The organism is Bradyrhizobium sp. SUTN9-2, from assembly GCF_003122645.1.
Lineage (GTDB): Bacteria > Pseudomonadota > Alphaproteobacteria > Rhizobiales > Xanthobacteraceae > Bradyrhizobium > Bradyrhizobium yuanmingense.
This window is the reverse complement of the sequence record NZ_LAXE01000001.1, coordinates 234,376-251,438: the sequence shown is the minus strand read 5'-3', so window position 1 is coordinate 251,438 and position 17,063 is coordinate 234,376. Positions and strand designations below refer to the sequence as shown.

At 65.3% G+C, this 17,063-nt stretch carries 19 protein-coding genes and 1 tRNA gene; 11 read left to right on the top strand and 9 right to left on the bottom strand.

Annotated elements, in window-relative coordinates; translation table 11 throughout:
* Nucleotides 1-39: 39 nt before the first annotated feature.
* Genes XF30_RS01250 through XF30_RS01240 form a run of 3 tightly spaced genes read right to left on the bottom strand, consistent with a single transcriptional unit; the run spans nucleotide 40 to nucleotide 3,112 of the window.
* On the bottom strand, nucleotides 40-852 hold the full coding sequence (locus tag XF30_RS01250) for an enoyl-CoA hydratase/isomerase family protein (protein WP_109141718.1): 813 nt from the start codon (nucleotides 850-852) through the stop codon (nucleotides 40-42).
* 17 nt (nucleotides 853-869) lie between these two features.
* Nucleotides 870-2,030, bottom strand: a complete 1,161-nt coding sequence (locus tag XF30_RS01245) for an acyl-CoA dehydrogenase family protein (protein ID WP_057027444.1) — start codon at nucleotides 2,028-2,030, stop codon at nucleotides 870-872.
* Nucleotides 2,031-2,047: 17 nt separating this feature from the next.
* Entirely contained in the window at nucleotides 2,048-3,112 is a 1,065-nt protein-coding gene (locus XF30_RS01240) for an acyl-CoA dehydrogenase family protein (RefSeq protein WP_109141717.1), read from the bottom strand.
* 246 nt (nucleotides 3,113-3,358) lie between these two features.
* Here XF30_RS01240 and XF30_RS01235 point away from each other — a divergent pair, with 246 nt between their 5' ends.
* A complete protein-coding gene (locus XF30_RS01235) occupies nucleotides 3,359-4,144 on the top strand; it encodes an SDR family NAD(P)-dependent oxidoreductase (protein WP_109141716.1) in 786 nt (261 codons plus the stop codon).
* Nucleotides 4,145-4,291: 147 nt separating this feature from the next.
* Here the strand turns inward: XF30_RS01235 and XF30_RS01230 are convergent, their stop codons facing one another.
* Complete coding sequence (locus XF30_RS01230) at nucleotides 4,292-4,564, bottom strand: GlsB/YeaQ/YmgE family stress response membrane protein (RefSeq protein ID WP_370103030.1); 273 nt, start codon at nucleotides 4,562-4,564, stop codon at nucleotides 4,292-4,294.
* Between the two features lie 27 nt (nucleotides 4,565-4,591).
* Nucleotides 4,592-5,158, bottom strand: coding sequence for a YidB family protein (locus XF30_RS01225; RefSeq protein WP_036014559.1), 567 nt, complete (start codon nucleotides 5,156-5,158; stop codon nucleotides 4,592-4,594).
* 161 nt (nucleotides 5,159-5,319) lie between these two features.
* On the opposite strand from XF30_RS01225, the gene XF30_RS01220 reads away from it, so the two are divergent.
* Both XF30_RS01220 and XF30_RS01215 read left to right on the top strand, forming a co-directional pair.
* Nucleotides 5,320-6,321 carry a 2-dehydropantoate 2-reductase gene (locus tag XF30_RS01220; RefSeq protein ID WP_109145516.1) on the top strand — a complete coding sequence of 334 codons (1,002 nt, stop codon included), beginning with the start codon at nucleotides 5,320-5,322 and terminating at the stop codon, nucleotides 6,319-6,321.
* 20 nt (nucleotides 6,322-6,341) lie between these two features.
* Nucleotides 6,342-6,557: a hypothetical protein gene (locus tag XF30_RS01215; protein ID WP_074448068.1), complete on the top strand. Its 216-nt coding sequence runs from the start codon at nucleotides 6,342-6,344 to the stop codon at nucleotides 6,555-6,557.
* A 163-nt stretch (nucleotides 6,558-6,720) separates the two neighbouring features.
* On the opposite strand, the gene XF30_RS01210 is transcribed toward XF30_RS01215, so the two are convergent.
* Nucleotides 6,721-7,344, bottom strand: coding sequence for a hypothetical protein (locus XF30_RS01210; RefSeq protein ID WP_057027447.1), 624 nt, complete (start codon nucleotides 7,342-7,344; stop codon nucleotides 6,721-6,723).
* Between the two features lie 231 nt (nucleotides 7,345-7,575).
* On the opposite strand from XF30_RS01210, the gene XF30_RS01205 reads away from it, so the two are divergent.
* From XF30_RS01205 to XF30_RS01190, 4 genes are read left to right on the top strand one after another with little or no spacing between them, the layout of a single operon-like run.
* Nucleotides 7,576-9,093, top strand: a complete 1,518-nt coding sequence (locus XF30_RS01205) for an AMP-binding protein (protein ID WP_109141715.1) — start codon at nucleotides 7,576-7,578, stop codon at nucleotides 9,091-9,093.
* A 21-nt stretch (nucleotides 9,094-9,114) separates the two neighbouring features.
* Entirely contained in the window at nucleotides 9,115-9,753 is a 639-nt protein-coding gene (locus tag XF30_RS01200) for an RraA family protein (protein WP_036026331.1), read from the top strand.
* A gap of 26 nt (nucleotides 9,754-9,779) precedes the next feature.
* Nucleotides 9,780-10,151, top strand: coding sequence for a dimethylsulfonioproprionate lyase family protein (locus XF30_RS01195; RefSeq protein WP_036014542.1), 372 nt, complete (start codon nucleotides 9,780-9,782; stop codon nucleotides 10,149-10,151).
* A 47-nt stretch (nucleotides 10,152-10,198) separates the two neighbouring features.
* Entirely contained in the window at nucleotides 10,199-11,155 is a 957-nt protein-coding gene (locus XF30_RS01190; RefSeq protein WP_074448067.1) for a tripartite tricarboxylate transporter substrate-binding protein, read from the top strand.
* Between the two features lie 7 nt (nucleotides 11,156-11,162).
* Here the strand turns inward: XF30_RS01190 and XF30_RS01185 are convergent, their stop codons facing one another.
* Nucleotides 11,163-11,522 (bottom strand): VOC family protein, encoded by a 360-nt coding sequence (locus XF30_RS01185; RefSeq protein ID WP_036014526.1) that lies wholly within the window; start codon nucleotides 11,520-11,522, stop codon nucleotides 11,163-11,165.
* 137 nt (nucleotides 11,523-11,659) lie between these two features.
* Here XF30_RS01185 and XF30_RS01180 point away from each other — a divergent pair.
* The 3 genes from XF30_RS01180 to XF30_RS01170 all read left to right on the top strand — a co-directional run bounded on the left by XF30_RS01180 (nucleotide 11,660) and on the right by XF30_RS01170 (nucleotide 13,870).
* Nucleotides 11,660-11,736, top strand: a tRNA-Arg gene (locus XF30_RS01180).
* A 118-nt stretch (nucleotides 11,737-11,854) separates the two neighbouring features.
* Nucleotides 11,855-12,577: a DUF2569 family protein gene (locus XF30_RS01175; protein ID WP_109141714.1), complete on the top strand. Its 723-nt coding sequence runs from the start codon at nucleotides 11,855-11,857 to the stop codon at nucleotides 12,575-12,577.
* Between the two features lie 153 nt (nucleotides 12,578-12,730).
* Nucleotides 12,731-13,870 (top strand): amidohydrolase/deacetylase family metallohydrolase, encoded by a 1,140-nt coding sequence (locus XF30_RS01170; RefSeq protein ID WP_109145515.1) that lies wholly within the window; start codon nucleotides 12,731-12,733, stop codon nucleotides 13,868-13,870.
* Between the two features lie 40 nt (nucleotides 13,871-13,910).
* Here XF30_RS01170 and XF30_RS01165 read toward each other — a convergent pair whose 3' ends face one another.
* Nucleotides 13,911-14,636 (bottom strand): alpha/beta fold hydrolase, encoded by a 726-nt coding sequence (locus XF30_RS01165; protein ID WP_109141713.1) that lies wholly within the window; start codon nucleotides 14,634-14,636, stop codon nucleotides 13,911-13,913.
* Between the two features lie 120 nt (nucleotides 14,637-14,756).
* On the opposite strand from XF30_RS01165, the gene XF30_RS01160 reads away from it, so the two are divergent.
* On the top strand, nucleotides 14,757-15,737 hold the full coding sequence (locus tag XF30_RS01160; RefSeq protein WP_074448066.1) for a helix-turn-helix domain-containing protein: 981 nt from the start codon (nucleotides 14,757-14,759) through the stop codon (nucleotides 15,735-15,737).
* Nucleotides 15,738-15,912: 175 nt separating this feature from the next.
* Here XF30_RS01160 and XF30_RS01155 read toward each other — a convergent pair whose 3' ends face one another.
* Nucleotides 15,913-17,058 carry an acyl-CoA dehydrogenase family protein gene (locus XF30_RS01155; protein WP_109141712.1) on the bottom strand — a complete coding sequence of 382 codons (1,146 nt, stop codon included), beginning with the start codon at nucleotides 17,056-17,058 and terminating at the stop codon, nucleotides 15,913-15,915.
* Nucleotides 17,059-17,063: the final 5 nt, after the last annotated feature.

Here is a 17,063-nt window from a genome sequence, read left to right as displayed (position 1 = left end):
AGGGGAGAAGGAAGAAAGAAGCGATCGCTTTGTAATAAACTACCTTCCCTTGAAATTCGCCACCCGCCGCTCTTCCGTGGCCTTCACGCCTTCCTTGAAATCGTCCGTCGCGCGCAGCCGCGTCTGCTCGGCGAGCTCGTGGTTGGTCGCGGCCATCACGCGGTCGGCAAGGCCATTGCGCATCGTGGCGCGGGTGGAGAGCAGGCCGAGCGGGGAGCATTCGGCGATCTCGCCGGCGAGCTTCATCGCGGCCACCTTGACCTGGTCCTGCGGCACCAGCTCGTTGGCGAGGCCCCATTTGTAGGCTTCCTCGCCCGTGACGCGGCGGCTGGTATAGAACATCAGTTCGGCGTTGTTCTTGCCGATCAGCTCCGGCAGCGTCACGGTCAGGCCGAAGCCGGGGTGGAAGCCGAGCTTGGTGAAGTTTGCGGAGAAGCGCGCTTCGGGACAGGTGACGCGGAAATCGGCCGACACGGCAAGCCCGAGTCCGCCACCGATGGCCGCGCCCTGCACGGCGGCAACGATCGGCTTCTTGGCGCGGAAGATGCGCACGGCCTGGATGTAGAGATGATTGATCGGGCCGAGACTGTCGGCCGGATCGCCCTTTTTCTCGGCCTCGCGCGCCTCCTGGGCCTGCCGCGCCGGATCGCCGAAATTGGCGCCGGCGCAGAACGCCTTGCCCTGCGCGGAGAGCACGGAGGCACGGATCTCGATGTCGCGGTCGAACTCGTCGAGCGCGTCCGCGATCTGGTTGATCAGCGAGATATCGAAGAAGTTGAGCGGCGGACGGCGGATCTCGATGGTGCCGACATGCCCGACCTTCTCGACGCCGATATCTTGATAGGTGCTCATGATGATCCTCGATTGACTTAACGCAAACCCAATCCGCGGGCGATGATACCGCGCAGCACCTCGGTGGTGCCGCCCTGGATGGTGAGTTTCGGCGCGGTCTTGATCGCGAAGTCGAGCTGCCGCTCCAAGGTCTCGCGGTTGCTCGCGGTCTCCTCGACGAAGGCGGCGAGATCGCGCACGCGATGCGGCAGCTGCTGCTCCCAGACCGTGCCGATGTCCTTGACGATGGATGCCTCCACCACCGGCTCCTTGCCGGCTTCGAGCATGCCGGCCACCGAGACCGACATCCGCCGCATGGTGTGGAGCTGCGCGACCAGGCGGCCGATGCCCTCGGCGCTGCGCGTATCGGGATTGGGACCGACAGCGCGGACCAGCTCGGTGAGGACGTAATAGGTCTCGAGGAAACGCTCAGGGCCCGAGCGTTCATAGGCGAGCTCGCTCGTCGCCTGTTTCCAGGCGCCGTCGACCTCGCCGAGCACATGGTCATCGGGAATGAAGTGATCGGTGAAGACCACCTCGTTGAATTCATACTGGCCGGTGATCTGGCCGATTGGGTTCACCTTGATGCCCGGCTGTTTCATCTTGACCAGGAACTGGGTCAGGCCGTGGCGGCGGTTCTCCTTGGTCGGCGGCGAGGTCCGGAAGATCGCGATCATGTAGTCGGCGATATGCGCCGACGAGGTCCAGATCTTGGTGCCGTTGATGAGATAGCCGCCGTCGGTCTTGGTCGCGCGCGTCTTCGCCGCGAACAAATCGGAGCCCGAGTTCGGCTCGCTCATGCCGATGGCAAAGCAGATCTCGCCGCGGCAGATCCTCGGCAGGATCTCCATCTTGATGTGCTCGGGCGCGTATTTCAAAAGCACCGGCCCGCTCTGGCGGTCGGCGACGAAGAAGCGCCGCGTCGGCGCATTGGCGACGCGCATCTCCTCGGTCACCACGTAGCGCTCGAGGAAGGAGCGTTCCTGGCCGCCATACTTTTTCGGCCAGGTCATGCCGAGCCAGCCCTTGGCGCCGACCCGGCGGGAAAATTCCGGCGCGTCGGTGTCCTCGCGATTGGGCTTGTGCGGATCGAAAGTGCCGGCGGCGATCTCCTCGGCGAGAAAGGCGCGGACTTCCTTGCGCAATTGCTCGCATTTCTCCGGCAGGCGGATCGGATCGAAACGGAGGGCAGCAGTCATTGTGTCTCTCTCCCGGATCAGCGCGATGCCACGAGCGGCCACAATTCGTCGGCGCCGCGGTTTGCGACGAGCTTGCCGAGCTCGACGGCCCAGTAGCTTTCCGAGCCGAAATCGTCGCGCCAGGCCAGCGCGCGCAGCGAATAGCGGTGCAGGATGTGCTCCATGGTGAAGCCGATCGCGCCATGGACCTGATGCGCGATGCCGCCGCCCTTCTCGGCAGCTTCCGCGCAGCGGATCTTTGCGGAGGCGGCTTCGAGATAGATCTCGTCGTTGAACGATCTTGCATTGGCGATGGCGTCGGCGGCGGACGTCGCCGCCGCGAGCGCCGCGGCGGATTCGCCGGCAAGGCGGGCGAGATTGTGCTGCACGGCCTGGAATTTCGAGATCTTCTTCTCGAAGGCGACACGCTCGTTGGAATAGCGCACGGAGATGTCGAGCATGGATTCCAGCGCGCCGGCGATCTGGAGGCTGCGCGCGACGCCGCCCATCAGCATCAGATGGGTCTGCTCAAAGCCGTTCGGCGCGGGCTTGATGGCGACGGGCTGGACCTTGTCAAGCGTGACGGTATCGCTGTGGTCGTAGCCGACATTGAGCCCGGCCTCGATCCGCGCCTTGGCCGCGTCGATCAGCGCAATGGAAGCACCGTCCTTGCCGTGTGCCAGCACCGCAAAATGCTTCGCTGCTTTTGCAAAGGGCACGCCGCGCGCGCGACCGGAGAGCGCACCGTCGGCATCGAGGGTGATACGGTCCTTCGGGGACGCCGGCACGATCGTCATCTCGCCTTCGGGGGAAGCGATCTTGGCCTGTGCCAGCAGCCATCCCGCCAGCATGGTCTCGGCCAGCGGCACCGCGACTGCGAAACGGCCGGCGGCGTTCAGCAGCGCAAAGCCGTCGGCGAGGCTCGCGCCCGAGCCGCCGAGATCGTCCGGCACCCAGGACAGCGGCAGGCCGGCTTCGCTCAGCGCCTGCCACAGCGGCGCCTGCCAGGAATTGTTCTTGTCGTTGTTGATGGTTTGCGGGTCGGCGAGATCGGCGAAGATTTTCTCCGCGGTCTCGACGACGATATTGTCACTCTCCGCCACAGCGTTCCCCGTATCTTGCCATTGGCGCGTCCGGTCAGATCGGCCAGTGCGCAGTCTCTTCTTGCGCCCGATGATCGGAAAAAGCCATGGCCCTGACAAGCGTTGATCGCAGGTCCATCTGCGGCGTGGGCATGGGGCCAGGCTTCAGGAAATGCTAATTCCGCTTAGCGGAGTTTGCTCGATTTGCAGGGCGCGGCAAACTCGCTAAACAGGACGCCACACCAGATACAGGGGAAGGAAATCCGGATGGCAAAAGACGGCTTGTGCGCAATCGTGACGGGGTCCGCATCTGGGCTGGGTGCAGCGACTGCGGAGATTCTCGCCCGCAGCGGGGCGCGGCTCGTCATCAACTATTCGTCGAGCCAGAAGGAAGCCGAGGCGACGGCCGAGACCTGCCGCAAGGCCGGCGCCGCGGAGGTTTTGGTCGCACAGGGCGACGTCTCCAAGGATGAGGATTGTCGCAAGATCGTCGCGGCGGCCAGCGGCTGGGGCCGGCTCGACATCCTCGTCAACAATGCCGGCACCACCAAGCATGTGGCTCACGCCGATCTCGACGGTCTGTCGGCGGAAGATTTCCAGCGGGTCTATGGCGTCAACACCATCGGCCCGTTCCAGATGGTGCGCGCGGCGCGCAGCCTGCTCGAAGCCGCCGCCAAGGCTTCGGGGCGGCCATCTGCGGTCGTGAACGTCTCCTCGGTCGCCGGCATCAGCGGCGTCGGCTCGTCGATTGCGTACGCCGCGAGCAAGGGTGCGCTCAACACCATGACGCTGTCGCTGTCGCGCGCGCTGGCGCCGCTGATCCGCGTCAACACGGTCTGCCCTGGCTATATCGACACGCCCTGGTTCACCAAGGGCCGCGGCGAGGCGCAGGCCAAGCAGGTGCGCGACAGCGTCGTGGCGAAAGTGCCGCTGAAGGTCGCATCATCCGCGGAGGACATCGCCCAGCTCGTCTGCTTCCTGGCGACGCCGGCCTCCAGCAACATGACCGGCGAGGTCGTGCGCATGGATGCGGGGATGCATTTGATTACGTGAGACCCGATACGCCCTCTCCGCGTCATGGCCGGGCTTGACCCGGCCATCCACGTGAGGCCGCTCGGGTCGAAGGACGTGGATGCCCGGGTCAAGCCCGGGCATGACGATGAGGAGGTGGCGTGCTCTCGTCGTTACCGCTTCTAAGCGCTATCCCTTGATCACGCCGCTCGCTACCAGCCGATTCCAGATGAACAGCACCACCACCGCGCCGATGGTCGCGGTGATGAAGCCGGCGCCCTGGTCGGGGCTGTAATGGCCGATGGCCTGGCCGATCCAGGTGGCCAGAAACGCACCGGCAATGCCGAGGATGGTGGTGAGGATGAAGCCGCTCGGATTGTTCGGCCCCGGCGACAGCCAGCGCGCGATGAGGCCGGCAATGAAGCCGACCAGGATGATCCAAAACAGGCCGCCCATGCTCATGACTGTGCTCCCCTCTCTTTGAACCGATCAGACCCGATCCGAGAGTTCATTCTCGGTCGGCAGCCGTCCGTCCGGCGTCAAATGGTCGACCACCTGGGGCAGATACTGGCTGAGGCCGGAGAGCAGCTCTTCGCGTGACAGGCCGCTCTGGGCGGACAGGCTCTCGATCTGGTCGGCGCCGAGCGCGCTGGCGAGATCGCCCGGCGCGATTGGCTTGTTCTCGCCCTTGCCGACCCAGGAATTGGCGGCATCACCGTGTCCGCTCTGCTGGAGCTGGTTGAGGAGATCGCCAAGCCCGCCGCTCAGAATGCTGCCGGCCGCACCGCCGGCGAGCAGGCCGCCGAGGCCGCCCTTGAGCATGTCGTTCAGACCGCCGCCCCGACCTACGTTCACCGGCGGAGGCGCGGGTGTCGGCAACGGTTGGGGCGCTGAGCCGGACTGGTTGCCGGTGAAATGCTTGAATGCCTTCCAGGCGAGCAGGCCGAGCAGCGCCATGGTCATCGGCGACATGCCGCCGGAGGATTTCTCGGAGCTCGGTGTGCTCTGGCCGCGCGGGCCGTTCTGCATGCCGTTGAGGACGTCGAGTAGACCCATGGTGCTCTCCTTTGGCGTCTCGTTCGGCGAGCGCTCGCCGCTGACTGCCCCCGGGGCGAGAAGATATGGGGCACTCATGACCGTTACAAGTCGGATGCGCCGCGATTGGTTGTCGGGCTCGGCTCTGCTATCGAAGGCCGGTCATTCAGGGAGTGAGCTCGGTGATTGCGGATCGACCGATCGTTGTGGCCGGCGCCGGCGCCATCGGCTGTTTCGTCGGCGGCATGCTGGCCGCCAGCGGCCGCCGCGTCGCGCTCCTGGTGCGGCCGCGGGTAAAGACCGAGATCGAGCGGTTCGGCTTGCTTCTGACTGATTTGGACGGCTCCGAGAACAAGCTCGGCGCGGGTCAACTGGCGCTGTCGGAGGATCCCTCGATCTTCCACAACGCCGGCATCGTGCTGGTGACGGTGAAAAGCGCCGATACCGCTGCTGTCGCCGAGCAGATCGCGCAGCATGCGCCTGAGGATGCCGTCATCGTCTCGCTTCAGAACGGCGTCGGCAATGTCGCTGCGCTGCGCGAGCGGCTGGGCGGCCGCCGCGTGCTGGCCGGCATGGTGCCGTTCAACGTGATCGCGATGGGCGAGGGCCGCTTCCACCGCTCGACCTCCGGCGACATTCATGTTGGCGAGGATGCGGAGAACACGGCCGGGAAGCTCTCGGTCGCCGGCCTCACGATGCGCGCGAGCAGCGACATCACGGGCGTGCAATGGGGCAAGCTGATCATCAAACTGAACAACGCGCTCAGCGCGCTGTCGGACATGCCGCTTGCCGCGCAACTGGCCAGCCGCGACTGGCGCAGGCTGTTCGCCGACCAGATGGCCGAAGGGCTGGCCGTGCTGAAGGCCGCCCACATCGTGCCGGTGTCGTCGACGCCGATCCCGATGAGCTGGTCTCCAACCCTGCTGCGGCTGCCGGATGCGATCTTCGGTGCAATCCTGGGACGGACCATGAAGATCGATCCCGAGGCGCGCTCCTCGATGTGGCAGGATCTGAAGCAGGGCCGCAAGACCGAGATCGACTATCTGCAGGGCGCGGTGATCGCGCTCGCCGAGCGGAACCATGTCGCCGTGCCGCTGATGCGCCGCATTGTTGCGCTGATCAAGGAAGCCGAGGCGGCCGGCAACGGTCCGCTCCGTATGACGCCGCAGCAGATTCGGGGGTAGCGCCCGAAAGGAGGAGCGCGATGAAACGTGGTCTTGTGATCGGGCTCGCGCTGACCGCCTTCTGCGGCACATCGACGCTCGCCTATGCGAGGCCGCCGACGGTGATGAACTCACCTGGATATGACAGGCGATTGCAGGAGAGCCGGTCGCAGTTGGGTGCTTCGCCGATGGTGACGGAGCCGGCGACTGCGCCGTTGGCGAAACCGAAGCAGGGCAAGAAGAAGCGCACGAACTGAGGGTGGGAGCTGATCTCCATCCAACTCGTCATTGCGAGCCACCGGGTCGGCGCAAAGCGCCGCCCGATGACAGGCTCCGCGAAGCAATCCAGAATCCCACCGCGGAAAGACCCTGGATTGCTTCGTCGCAAGGGCTCCTCTCAATGACGGTTATGGATGCAACTCACCCCTTCTTCGCGGGCTTGCTCGGGGTCGGGTTGAACAGCTTCTTCAGGTCGTTCAAGCTCTCCGACAGCCGCGGCCATTCGCAGGAGAACGAGCCCTTGGCGCAAGGTGCAGCCTTCGGCTTCGCGCCCGCGGCTTGCTGCACCTTCGGCCGCTCGACCGGCACCGGCACGCGCGCGACTTCGGTCCGCAGCGCGACCTGCTGCAGCTGCTGCAACTGCTGCTCCTGCTGTTCGCGCTGCTGCCGGGCGATAGCCTGGGCCGCTTCGTTGCTGCGGCGCTGGTTGGCGAGATAGGCCGTATAGGCTTCGTCGATCTTCTTCTGCTCCTCCGGCGTCGGATTGGGACCGGCGATATCGAAGGTGCGATCCTGGAGGAAATCGTAATAGGAATAGCCGCCGCCCGGCTTGCGGCGGCCGGCGAACTTGGCGTTGCAATCGGCAAGGGCGGCCGTCTTCTCCGCTTTGGTTGCGGCCTTCTCGGCGGCGTCGGCGCATTCCTCGAAATCAACCGGAGCGCGCTTCCACCATTGCGCCTCGGCATGCCCGTGCGTCAGCAGGAACAAACCTGCTGTACCTACGGCGAGCAGCGCCGCACGACGCGATGTAACGACCGACGACATTCTACGAGAGCATTCCTTGCGCAACTCAACCCGAACTGAGTCGAGCCGGATTTTTGCCCCTTTCTTGCCGGCTTGTCACCCATGGAACCCAGGAAATTCAGGGCTGCGATGCTGACATTTTGTGCTTGACGTGGCGCGAGAGTCACAGCGCCCTGACCGCAGGCTGGTACACTCGTGCCGCGAGCGCCTCACTCCTGCGGCGACGCCAAGAAGACGAAATGGAAACGCCTGATGTTGCTGCCGCTCTCAGATGTGCCGCGCTGGTACGCGGAACGCAAACCACACGGCACGATTGCGATCCGTCACGGGCAGGACACGCTGACCTGGGACGAGCTCGAGCGCGGCGCCAACCGCCGCGCGCGGGCATTCATGGCCAAGGGCGTCAAGCCCGGGGATTTCGTCGCGATCGGATTGCCGAACGGCAACGCGTTCTTCGAGACCTCCTTTGCGGTGTGGAAATGCGGCGCGACGCCGACCTCGCTGTCGTGGCGGCTGCCGCGCGGCGAAGCCGCCGCCGTGCTCGACATTCTCAAGCCTGCGCTGGTGGTCGGCGGCGAGGCCGACTGGAATGCGCCCAACCGGTTGGCCGCCGACTTCGTGCCGGAAGGATTCTCGGATGGGCCGCTGGCGCCGCCGGTGGCGCGATACTGGAAGGCGATGACCTCAGGCGGCTCGACCGGCCGTCCCAAGGTGATTCTCGATCATCAGCCGGCGGTGACCGATACCGCGGCTGCGCCGCCGCTCAATATTCCCTTCGGCGTATCGCTGCTCAATCCCGGTCCGCTTTACCACAACGCGCCGTTCATCGTGTCGCATTACGCGCTGTTCGTCGGCGGCAAGCTCACGGGGCTGACCAAGTTCGACGCCGAGGAGACGCTGCGGCAGATCGAACGCGAGCGCGTGCAATGGGTCAATTTCGTGCCGACCATGATGCACCGGATCTGGGCGCTGCCTGCGAGCGTGCGCAACTCTTACGATCTGTCGAGCCTGCAGACGGTCTTCCACATGGCTGCGCCGATGCCGCCGTGGCTAAAGGAGAACTGGATCGGCTGGCTCGGACCCGAGCGGATTTGGGAGCTCTATGGCGGCACCGAGCGGCAGGGCGCCTGCATCATCTCCGGCACTGAATGGCTGACGCACAAGGGCTCGGTTGGCAAGATCGGCGACATGGCGAAGCTTCGCATCGTCGGCGAGGACGGCAAGGACGTTGCGCCCGGCGAGACCGGCGAGATCTATTTCCTCAACAATGACGGCAAGGACGCCACCTACCATTATCTTGGCGCCGAGCCGAAGCGCCGCGCCGACGGCTGGGAATCGCTCGGCGATATCGGCCGGCTGGACGCCGAAGGTTATCTCTATCTCGGCGACCGCCTCGCGGACATGGTGCTGCGCGGCGGCGCCAACATCTATCCGGCCGAGGTCGAGGCCGCGGTGTCCGAGGCTCCCGGTGTGCGCTCCTGCGTCGTGGTGGGCCTGCCCGATCCGGAATTGGGCCAGCGTGTGCATGCCATCATCGAGCCGGAGCCCGATGCGGACGGGCAGGCCATTGCCGACGGCATGGCGGATTTCCTCAAGGACCGGCTCAGCCGCTATAAGCATCCCGAAAGCTTCGAATTCGTCAGCGCCCCGCCGCGCGACGATTCCGGAAAAGTTCGGCGCACCCTGTTGCGCGATGAGCGTGCGACGTGGATGAAGGAGGGGCGCGCGTTCCGGATCTTGCCTTCGAAGGCGCGGGCGCATGCCGAATGAGACAAGCAAGGAAGGACTGACATGACGATCACCATCGTAGCGAGCAGCGTGCCGAAGCCGCCGGCAAATATCATCGAAGGTTTCAGGGACGCGCCGACCTCGGTGATCTCGGACAATCTCGCCCGGCTGCCCGGCGCAGTGGGGCTGAGGCCCTATCACCGCGGCGGCAAGCTGGTGGGCACGGCCTTCACCGTGCGCACCCGTCCCGGCGACAATCTCGCGATCCACCGCGCGCTGGATCTGGTCGGGCCCGGCGACGTCATCGTGGTCGACGGCGGCGGCGACGAGACGCGCGCGCTGATCGGCGAGATCATGAAGAACATCGCGCAATGGCGCAAAGCCGAAGGCTACGTAATCGACGGCGCGATCCGCGACGTCGCAGCATTCGCGGCCGACGACTTCCCCTGCTACGCCCGCGCAGTGATCCATCGCGGTCCCTACAAGAACGGCCCCGGCGAGATCAACGTGCCGGTGACGATCGGCGGCAGCGTGATTGCGCCCGGCGACATCGTCGTCGGCGACGAGGACGGCGTGGTGTCGTTTCCCGCTGCCGGCGCGGCCGCCCTGTTGGAAGCGGTGCGTGTCCAGGTCGCGCGCGAGGAGGAGACGCTGAAGGCGATCCGCGAGGGCCGTTACCAGGGCGCCTACGGCAAGTCCTGATCAGAGGAGCGTGAAGGGAGGATGGCGTGAGCCAGAAGGAAGAATTTCACAATCTCGATGATGCCAGCGACGGACTCTTCCGCGAGCTTGCCGCCGGCGTGACCACGCGCATCTTCTCCGGCGAGCAGGCGATGCTGTCGGTGGTGACGCTGGCCCCGCATGCGCAAGGCACGCTGCATCATCACCCCGAGGAGCAGTGGGGCGTGCTGCTCGACGGCTCCGCCATCCGCGTCCAGGGCGAGGAGGAAATCCCGGTGAAGAAGGGCGATTTCTGGCGCACGCCCGGGAACGTGCCGCACACCATGCGCGCCGGGCCGGACGGCGCCCGCGTGCTGGACATCTTCAGTCCGCCTCGGCCAGAATACAGAAAAGCAGGATCAGGCTTCGGCACGACCTAGCGCTCAAAAGCAAAAAAGCAAAGCGCTACACATAAAGGGAGGGGACCATGACGATCACACGACGGGCGCTGCTGGCCGCGCCGGCTATTCTCGCATTGACGCCGGCGATGGCGCAGGCCGGCAAAATCACGCTGGTGGTGCCGTTCCCGCCGGGCGGATCGACCGACGCCATGGCGCGGCTGCTGCAGACGAACCTGCAGACCAAGCTTGGTCGCATCGTGGTGGTCGAGAACAAGTCGGGCGCGGCCGGTGCGCTCGGCGCTGCGCAGGTCGCCAAGAGTCCGGCCGACGGCTCGACCTTCCTGGTCACCTTCGATTCCCACGCGGTGATCCCGTCGATTCTCGACAAGCCGCCGGTCGATGTCGAGCGCGAGCTGATGCCGGTGCTGCTGATCGGCACCGCGCCTTACGTGATCGCGGCCGGCGCCGGCCGCCCCTACAAGAGCTTTGCCGACGTGGTCGCCGCCTGCAAGGCAAGCCCCGGCGCGGTGAAATACGCCTCGGTCGGCATCGGCACGCTCGGCCATCTCGCCATGACCGTGCTCGGCAGCAAGGCCGGTGTCGAGATCATGCACGTGCCTTATCGCGGCGGCGGGCCGGCCATGAACGACGTGCTCGGCGGCCACGTCGATCTCATCGCGGGATCGGCGGCGCTGGTCGCCGCCCAGCTCGGCACCAATATGCTGCGACCGATCCTGCAGCTCGGCCGCGAGCGGCTGCCGGCCCTGCCTGATACTCAGACCGCGATCGAGGCCGGCTTCCCGGACTTCGAGACGCTGGCCTGGTGGGGCATCTTCGCGCCCACGGGCACGCCGCCGGACGTCGTCGCGGCCTTCGCGGCGGCGTCCAAGGAGATCCTGAGCGAGCCCGCGACCGCCGCCCAGCTGAAGGAGACGCAACACATGACGCTGCTGCTCCAGGACGGCGCCGCCTTCAAGACCTTCTTCGACAAGCAGGTCGCCACCTGGGGCAAGGTCGTGAAGGACAACAATATCAAGGCGTGAGGCCCCGTCATGCCCGACGAAGGGGACGTGCGAAACTGAGCTCATGGCCATCGGGGTCGGTGAGATGGAAGTAGCGCTCGCCCCATTCGGCGTCGCGCGGCGTGGTTGACGGCTGCCATCCGGCGGCGCGCGCCTGCTCATAGGTTGCGTCGACATCGGCGACATGGAAGATGACGCGGCCCCACCAGGACCAGCGCTTGTCGTCCGGCTGTGCCGTCAGGTTGAGATAACCGGGGCCGACGCGAAAGCTCGTGAATGCGGCGGCTTCGCCACCATACAAGAGCTCGAACCCCAGCGACCGGTAGAAGTGCACGGCGCGCCCCATGTCATGCGTGCCGAGCGTGATGGCGCTGATGCTTTCGATCATGTGAGCTGCTCCGTTGGGAGGGGCCTGGAAGTATAGCCGCCCCGTTCAGGCTGACGATCGATCTCGCCCGCCTGATGGCTGGCGAACCGCATTTTGCTCTGCTATGAGGGGGCCGAGCCCGCACCCACGGGTTCCGCGGTCCCGTAGCTCAGCCGGATAGAGCGGCGGTTTCCTAAACCGTAGGTCGGAAGTTCGAGTCTTCCCGGGATCGCCACTTTCCGCGCGTTTACGCCGCGCCTAGGGCACGCAACGCCGGTATTCCCCCCAAGCGTTATTCCATCGTGACGTGTGCCGACAGCCGGCTAAAATACGGCGGGTGCAGGGGGCCTTGCATGGCGGACTCATGGTACTACGCTGAGGGCGGGCAGCGGCGCGGCCCGTTCTCGATTTCTGAACTCCTCACGCTTCTCGCGGGTATCGCCGATCCTCGGCGCGTGCTGGTCTGGCGGCACGGCTTCGAGAATTGGAAGCCGGCCGGGGAGGTGCACGAGATCACGCAGCAGCTCCTTCAATCGCCGCCGCCAAGCCCAGCATCGCCGCCGGTTGAGGTCATTCGCGAGGCGGCCGCTCCCGCAGAAGACGGCGCTTCATTCAAGGAGGTCCAGCCAGAGATGACCGGCATCAGCGGCTGGCTCGGGCTTCTGGCGTTCGGCCAAATGATCGGCATCGTGCGCCTAGTCGTCAATACCGCGCAATATGTGCAGTCGATCTCCAGCGAGACCTGGGTGCAATTCTCAATCGTATTTTGGGGCGAGATTGCGATGAACGTCGCGCTGATCGGTCTCGCAATCTGGACGGCGGTGCTCCTGTTCATGCATTCCCGTAGATTTCCAGCGTTCTTCATTGTGCAGATGATCTGTGCGGTACTGATCCCGTTGATCGATCTGGTTTGGGTTGCATCGATCTTTTCCATCGGCTTGAACCGTCCGTTCGGTGATTTTTTCACTATCGAACCTCTTCAAGTCGCACGAATGGTCGTCGGTGCGATCAGTGCCGCGATTTGGATAACCTACGTCCTTCGCTCCCGTAGAGTCGCGCATACGTTCACGGAGTAAGCCGTCATGCATCCGGCGGCCCGCAAGCCGGGCGGACAGGATGCCCGCTGATTTGCTCGGCTGGTGCAAAAATTGCTAACAGAAGCGACCGGGCCGGAAGGGGCACCTTCCAGCCCGGTCCATGCCTGTCCGTTGCCATACCCGGAGACCATGATGCCTTTTGACTTGATCCTTCGCGGCGGAAGGGTCATTGACCCCTCGCAGAAGCTTGATGCCGTGACGGATGTCGCATTTTCGAACGGCAAGGTTGCCGCTGTTGGCACAGGGCTCAAGGCGGATCCGGGCACCGATGTCCGCGACGTCTCGCAGTTCATCGTGTCGCCTGGGCTGATCGATCTGCACACCCATGTCTATTGGGGCGGCACCTCGCTCGGCATCGATGCCGAGGAGTTCTGCCGCCTCTCCGGCGTCACCACGGCGGTCGATACCGGCAGCGCTGGCCCCGGCAATTTCGCCGGCTTCCGCAAGCATGTGATCGAGCCGAGCCAGGTCCGCATCCTCGCCTATTTGCACGTCTCGCATGCCGGCATCTTCGGCTTCTCGCACCGGATCATGGTCGGAGAGAGCGAGGAGCTGCGCCTGATGAATCCGATCGAGGCGGCCGAGGTGGCCGATGCCAACCGCGATCTCATCGTCGGCATCAAGGTGCGCGTCGGCCTGCATTCGTCGGGCACGTCGGCCGCGGTGCCGCTCGACATCGCGCTCGAGGTCGCGAACGAGGTCGGCATGCCGCTGATGGCGCATATCGACCATCCGCCGCCGAGCTATGAGGACGTGTTGGCGCGGCTGCGTCCCGGCGACGTGCTGACCCACGCGTTCCGCCCCTTCCCGAACACGCCGGCGACGGCGCAAGGCACCGTGAAGAAGGCGGTGCTGGAAGCGCGCGAGCGCGGCGTGCTGTTCGATATCGGCCACGGCAAGGGCTCGTTCGCGTTCAAGACCGCGCGCGCCATGTTGGCCAATGGTTTCCATCCGGACACGATTTCCTCGGACATCCATCAGCTCTGCATCGACGGCCCGGCCTATGACCAGGTGACGACCATGTCGAAGTTCCTGTGCATGGGCATGGAGCTGCCGGATGTGATCGCGGCATCGACGGTGAATGCGGCGATGGCGCTGCGGCGTCCTGAGCTCGGCAGCCTCAAGCCGGGCAGCGTCGGCGACGCCACGTTGATCTCGGTGCGGCAAGGCCAGTTCGACTACGAGGACGTCGTCGGCGAGCACCTGATCGGCGATCGCAAGATCGTGTCCGAAGGCGTCGTCATCGGCGGCCGCTGGTGGCATCCGAATTGACGGCGCTCATGGACCGGGAGCGCCGTCGAGAGACGCATCGTCAATCGCGTCCCGCCTCCATGATGGCCTTGGCGAGCCGCGCCGGGTCCGAGAAGCACAGCTCGTGGCTTCCCGGCACCTGCACCAAGCGGAACAGGCCGAGCTTCTCCGACAGGCGCGGATGCCAGCCATGGCTGTGCGGCATCGCGGTATCCTCGGTGCAGTTGATGTAGGATTTGGCCAGCGGCATCTCGGCCGGATTGCTCTTGAGCGCGATCTTGTCGCTGAAGGTCGCCAGCGGATGCGGATTGAGCACGTCATAAGCGCGCTGCGCCGTCTCCAGATCGGCATCGTTGATGAAGGCCTCGCGCCAGATCGGGAAGGGCAGCACCACCGAGCCGTCGCCGCGCTCGGCCGCGATGGCGTCGAATAGTCCGACATAATGCGGCGGCACCATGTCGTTGAGGCATTCGCCGTCATTGGGCACGAAGGCATTCCAGTAGACCAGGCGGCGGATGCGCTCCGGCGCGAGGTCGGCAACGCCAGTGATGACCATGCCGCCATAGGAATGGCCGAGCAGGATGACGTCCTTCAGATTATTCTCGGCCAGGTAGTCCGCGATCGATTGGATCGCTTCCTTCAACCCGGTCGTCTTGGCATCGCCCGGACGGTTGCCCTTGATGGTGGGGGTATGGACCTGATGGCCGGCGGCGCGGATCGGCGCGGCGACCGGCTCGAGCTCGGCGCCTGTATGCCAGGCGCCATGGACGAGAACGTAGGTCGACATATTGTGGCTCCTCCCGAGGGTGTGGTTAGATCGGCGCAGCGTCGCCGCACGGCAAGTGTGGACCGGCGACCGATTTGCCGCTTGGCTGGAAGTGAACCGTATTGGTCTCGGAGTGAACCGATGCAGCAGATCGAGCGTCCCGTTCCGTCACGCCACTCGGCCTGGAATACGGTGGGCGTACGGCCTCACGAGCAATTCGCCTATTATCGCGAGGCAATCTGCCAGGCTTTCATGAATCTGACGCCGGAGCCGGCGGCCGCCGCCGCCTTTCCCGCCAGCGTCGAGCATGTCCGTCTCGGTGATGCCGCGATCAACCGCGTCAGCTTCCCTGAGCATTTGGTGCGCCGTTCCGCGGCCGACATTGCGGCGTCCGATCGCAGCTGCTTCTACCTCAACCTGAAGCTGGCCGGCCGCTGCCGCATCCAGCAGGACGGTCGCGAGATCAGCCTGTCGCCCGGACAGGTCGGCATCTTCGACAGCGACCGCCAGTTCGCGCTCCTGCACGATCGTGGTCCGCAGCTGCGCGTCGCCTCGTTCTGGGTGCCGGCAGAAGCCTTGCGTGAACGGCTGCCGGCTTCGTTCGACGTCGTTGCGGCACGCCTCTCGGACGATCCCGTCGTCGGCCACCTCATTGTCGAGACCGCGCGCACGCTCAGCGAGGGCGCGCTGCAGATGGGCGAGGACGAAGGTGTGCGGCTGTTCCGGGCGCTGATCGAATTGGTTGCCGTGAGCCTGTCGCGAAGCAGCCGCCTGCACGCAGCTGAAGCCGAGAGTCTCGCCGATGCAACCACGCTGGCGGTGAAACGTGCCATCCACCGGCGGCTCCGCCAGCCGGGACTTGCGGTCGCAGACGTCGCCGCCGCCGTCGGCATCAGCGAGCGCTACGTGCACAAGCTGCTGGCGCGATCGGGCTCCAGCTTCACCGACTACGTCATCGACCATCGTCTCGACGGCGCGGCCAGGGATCTCAGGACTCCCGCGATGGCGGAGCGCGCGATCGGCGCCATCGCGTTCGATTGGGGTTTTTCGGACCTCTCCCACTTCACCCGCCGCTTCAAGCAGCGCTTCGGCTGCCGGCCGCGCGACTGGCGCGCGCGGTGAGAGAAACTGCGCGGCGACTCGCTCGATGAGCCCCCTCTCCCCGTTCTTACGGGGAGAGGGTTGGGGTGAGGGGCTGCTTCCGCGAATACGGTGAGAGACGGACCTGTGGAGAGTCCCCCTCACCCGATCGCTACGCGATCGACCTCTCCCCGCAAGCGGGGCGAGGTGGAGCGCCTCACAGCGACCGCGCGATCAGGAGCTTCATGATCTCGTTGGTGCCGCCATAGATCTTCTGGATGCGGGAATCGATGAAGATGCGCGAGATCGGGTATTCCTGCATGTAGCCGTAGCCGCCGAATAGCTGCAGGCATTCGTCGGCGGTCTCGACCTGCTTCTCCGAGCACCAATATTTCGCCATCGATGCCGTCACGGTATCGAGGTCCTTGGCGACCAGGCGCTCGATGCACCAATCGACGAAGACGCGTGCGATCATCGCCTCGGTCTTGCGCTCGGCCAGCGTGAAGGCGGTGTTTTGGAAATCCATCAGCGGCTTGCCGAACGCCTTCCGCTCCTTGGTGTAGTCGGTGGTGAGCTTGACCGCGCGCTCCATCGAGGCGACGGCGCCGACCGCGAGCGCAAGGCGTTCCTGCGGCAATTGCTGCATCAACTGGACAAAACCCTGGCCCTCCTCCTTGCCGAGCAGGTTTTCCGGCGGCACGGTCACGTTGTCGAAAAACAGCTCCGAGGTGTCGGAGGCGTGCAGGCCGATCTTGTCGAGGTTGCGCCCGCGCTTGTAGCCGTCCGCGCCCGCGGTCTCGACCACGATCAGCGAAATGCCTTTGGCGCCTAGCTCGCCGGTGCGCGCGACCACGATGACGAGGTCGGCGGCCTGGCCGTTGGTGATGAACGTCTTCTGGCCGTTGATGACGTAGGAATTGCCCTGCTTCTTCGCCGTGGTTTTCACGGCTTGCAGATCGGAGCCGGTGCCGGGCTCGGTCATGGCGATGGCGCCGACCATCTCGCCGGACGCCATCTTCGGCAGCCAGCGTTTCTTCTGCTCCTCCGAGCCGTAGTTGAGGATGTAATGCGCGACGATGGCGCTGTGCACGGAGACGCCGGTGGTCAGCTCCGGCACCGTGCTTTCGAGATCGTCGAGCACGGCGGCGTCATAGGCGAAGGTCGCGCCCAGGCCGCCATATTCCTCCGGCACGCTCGCCAGCAGCGCGCCCATCTCGCCGAGCCCGCGCCAGGCGAAGCGGTCGACCATCTTCTGCTCACGCCACTTCTCGGCATGCGGCGCCAGGTCCTTGGCGAGATATTTGCGGAACTGGTCGCGGAAGACGTCGAGGTCTTCGGTCATCCAGGACGATCGATAATGCATCAGCG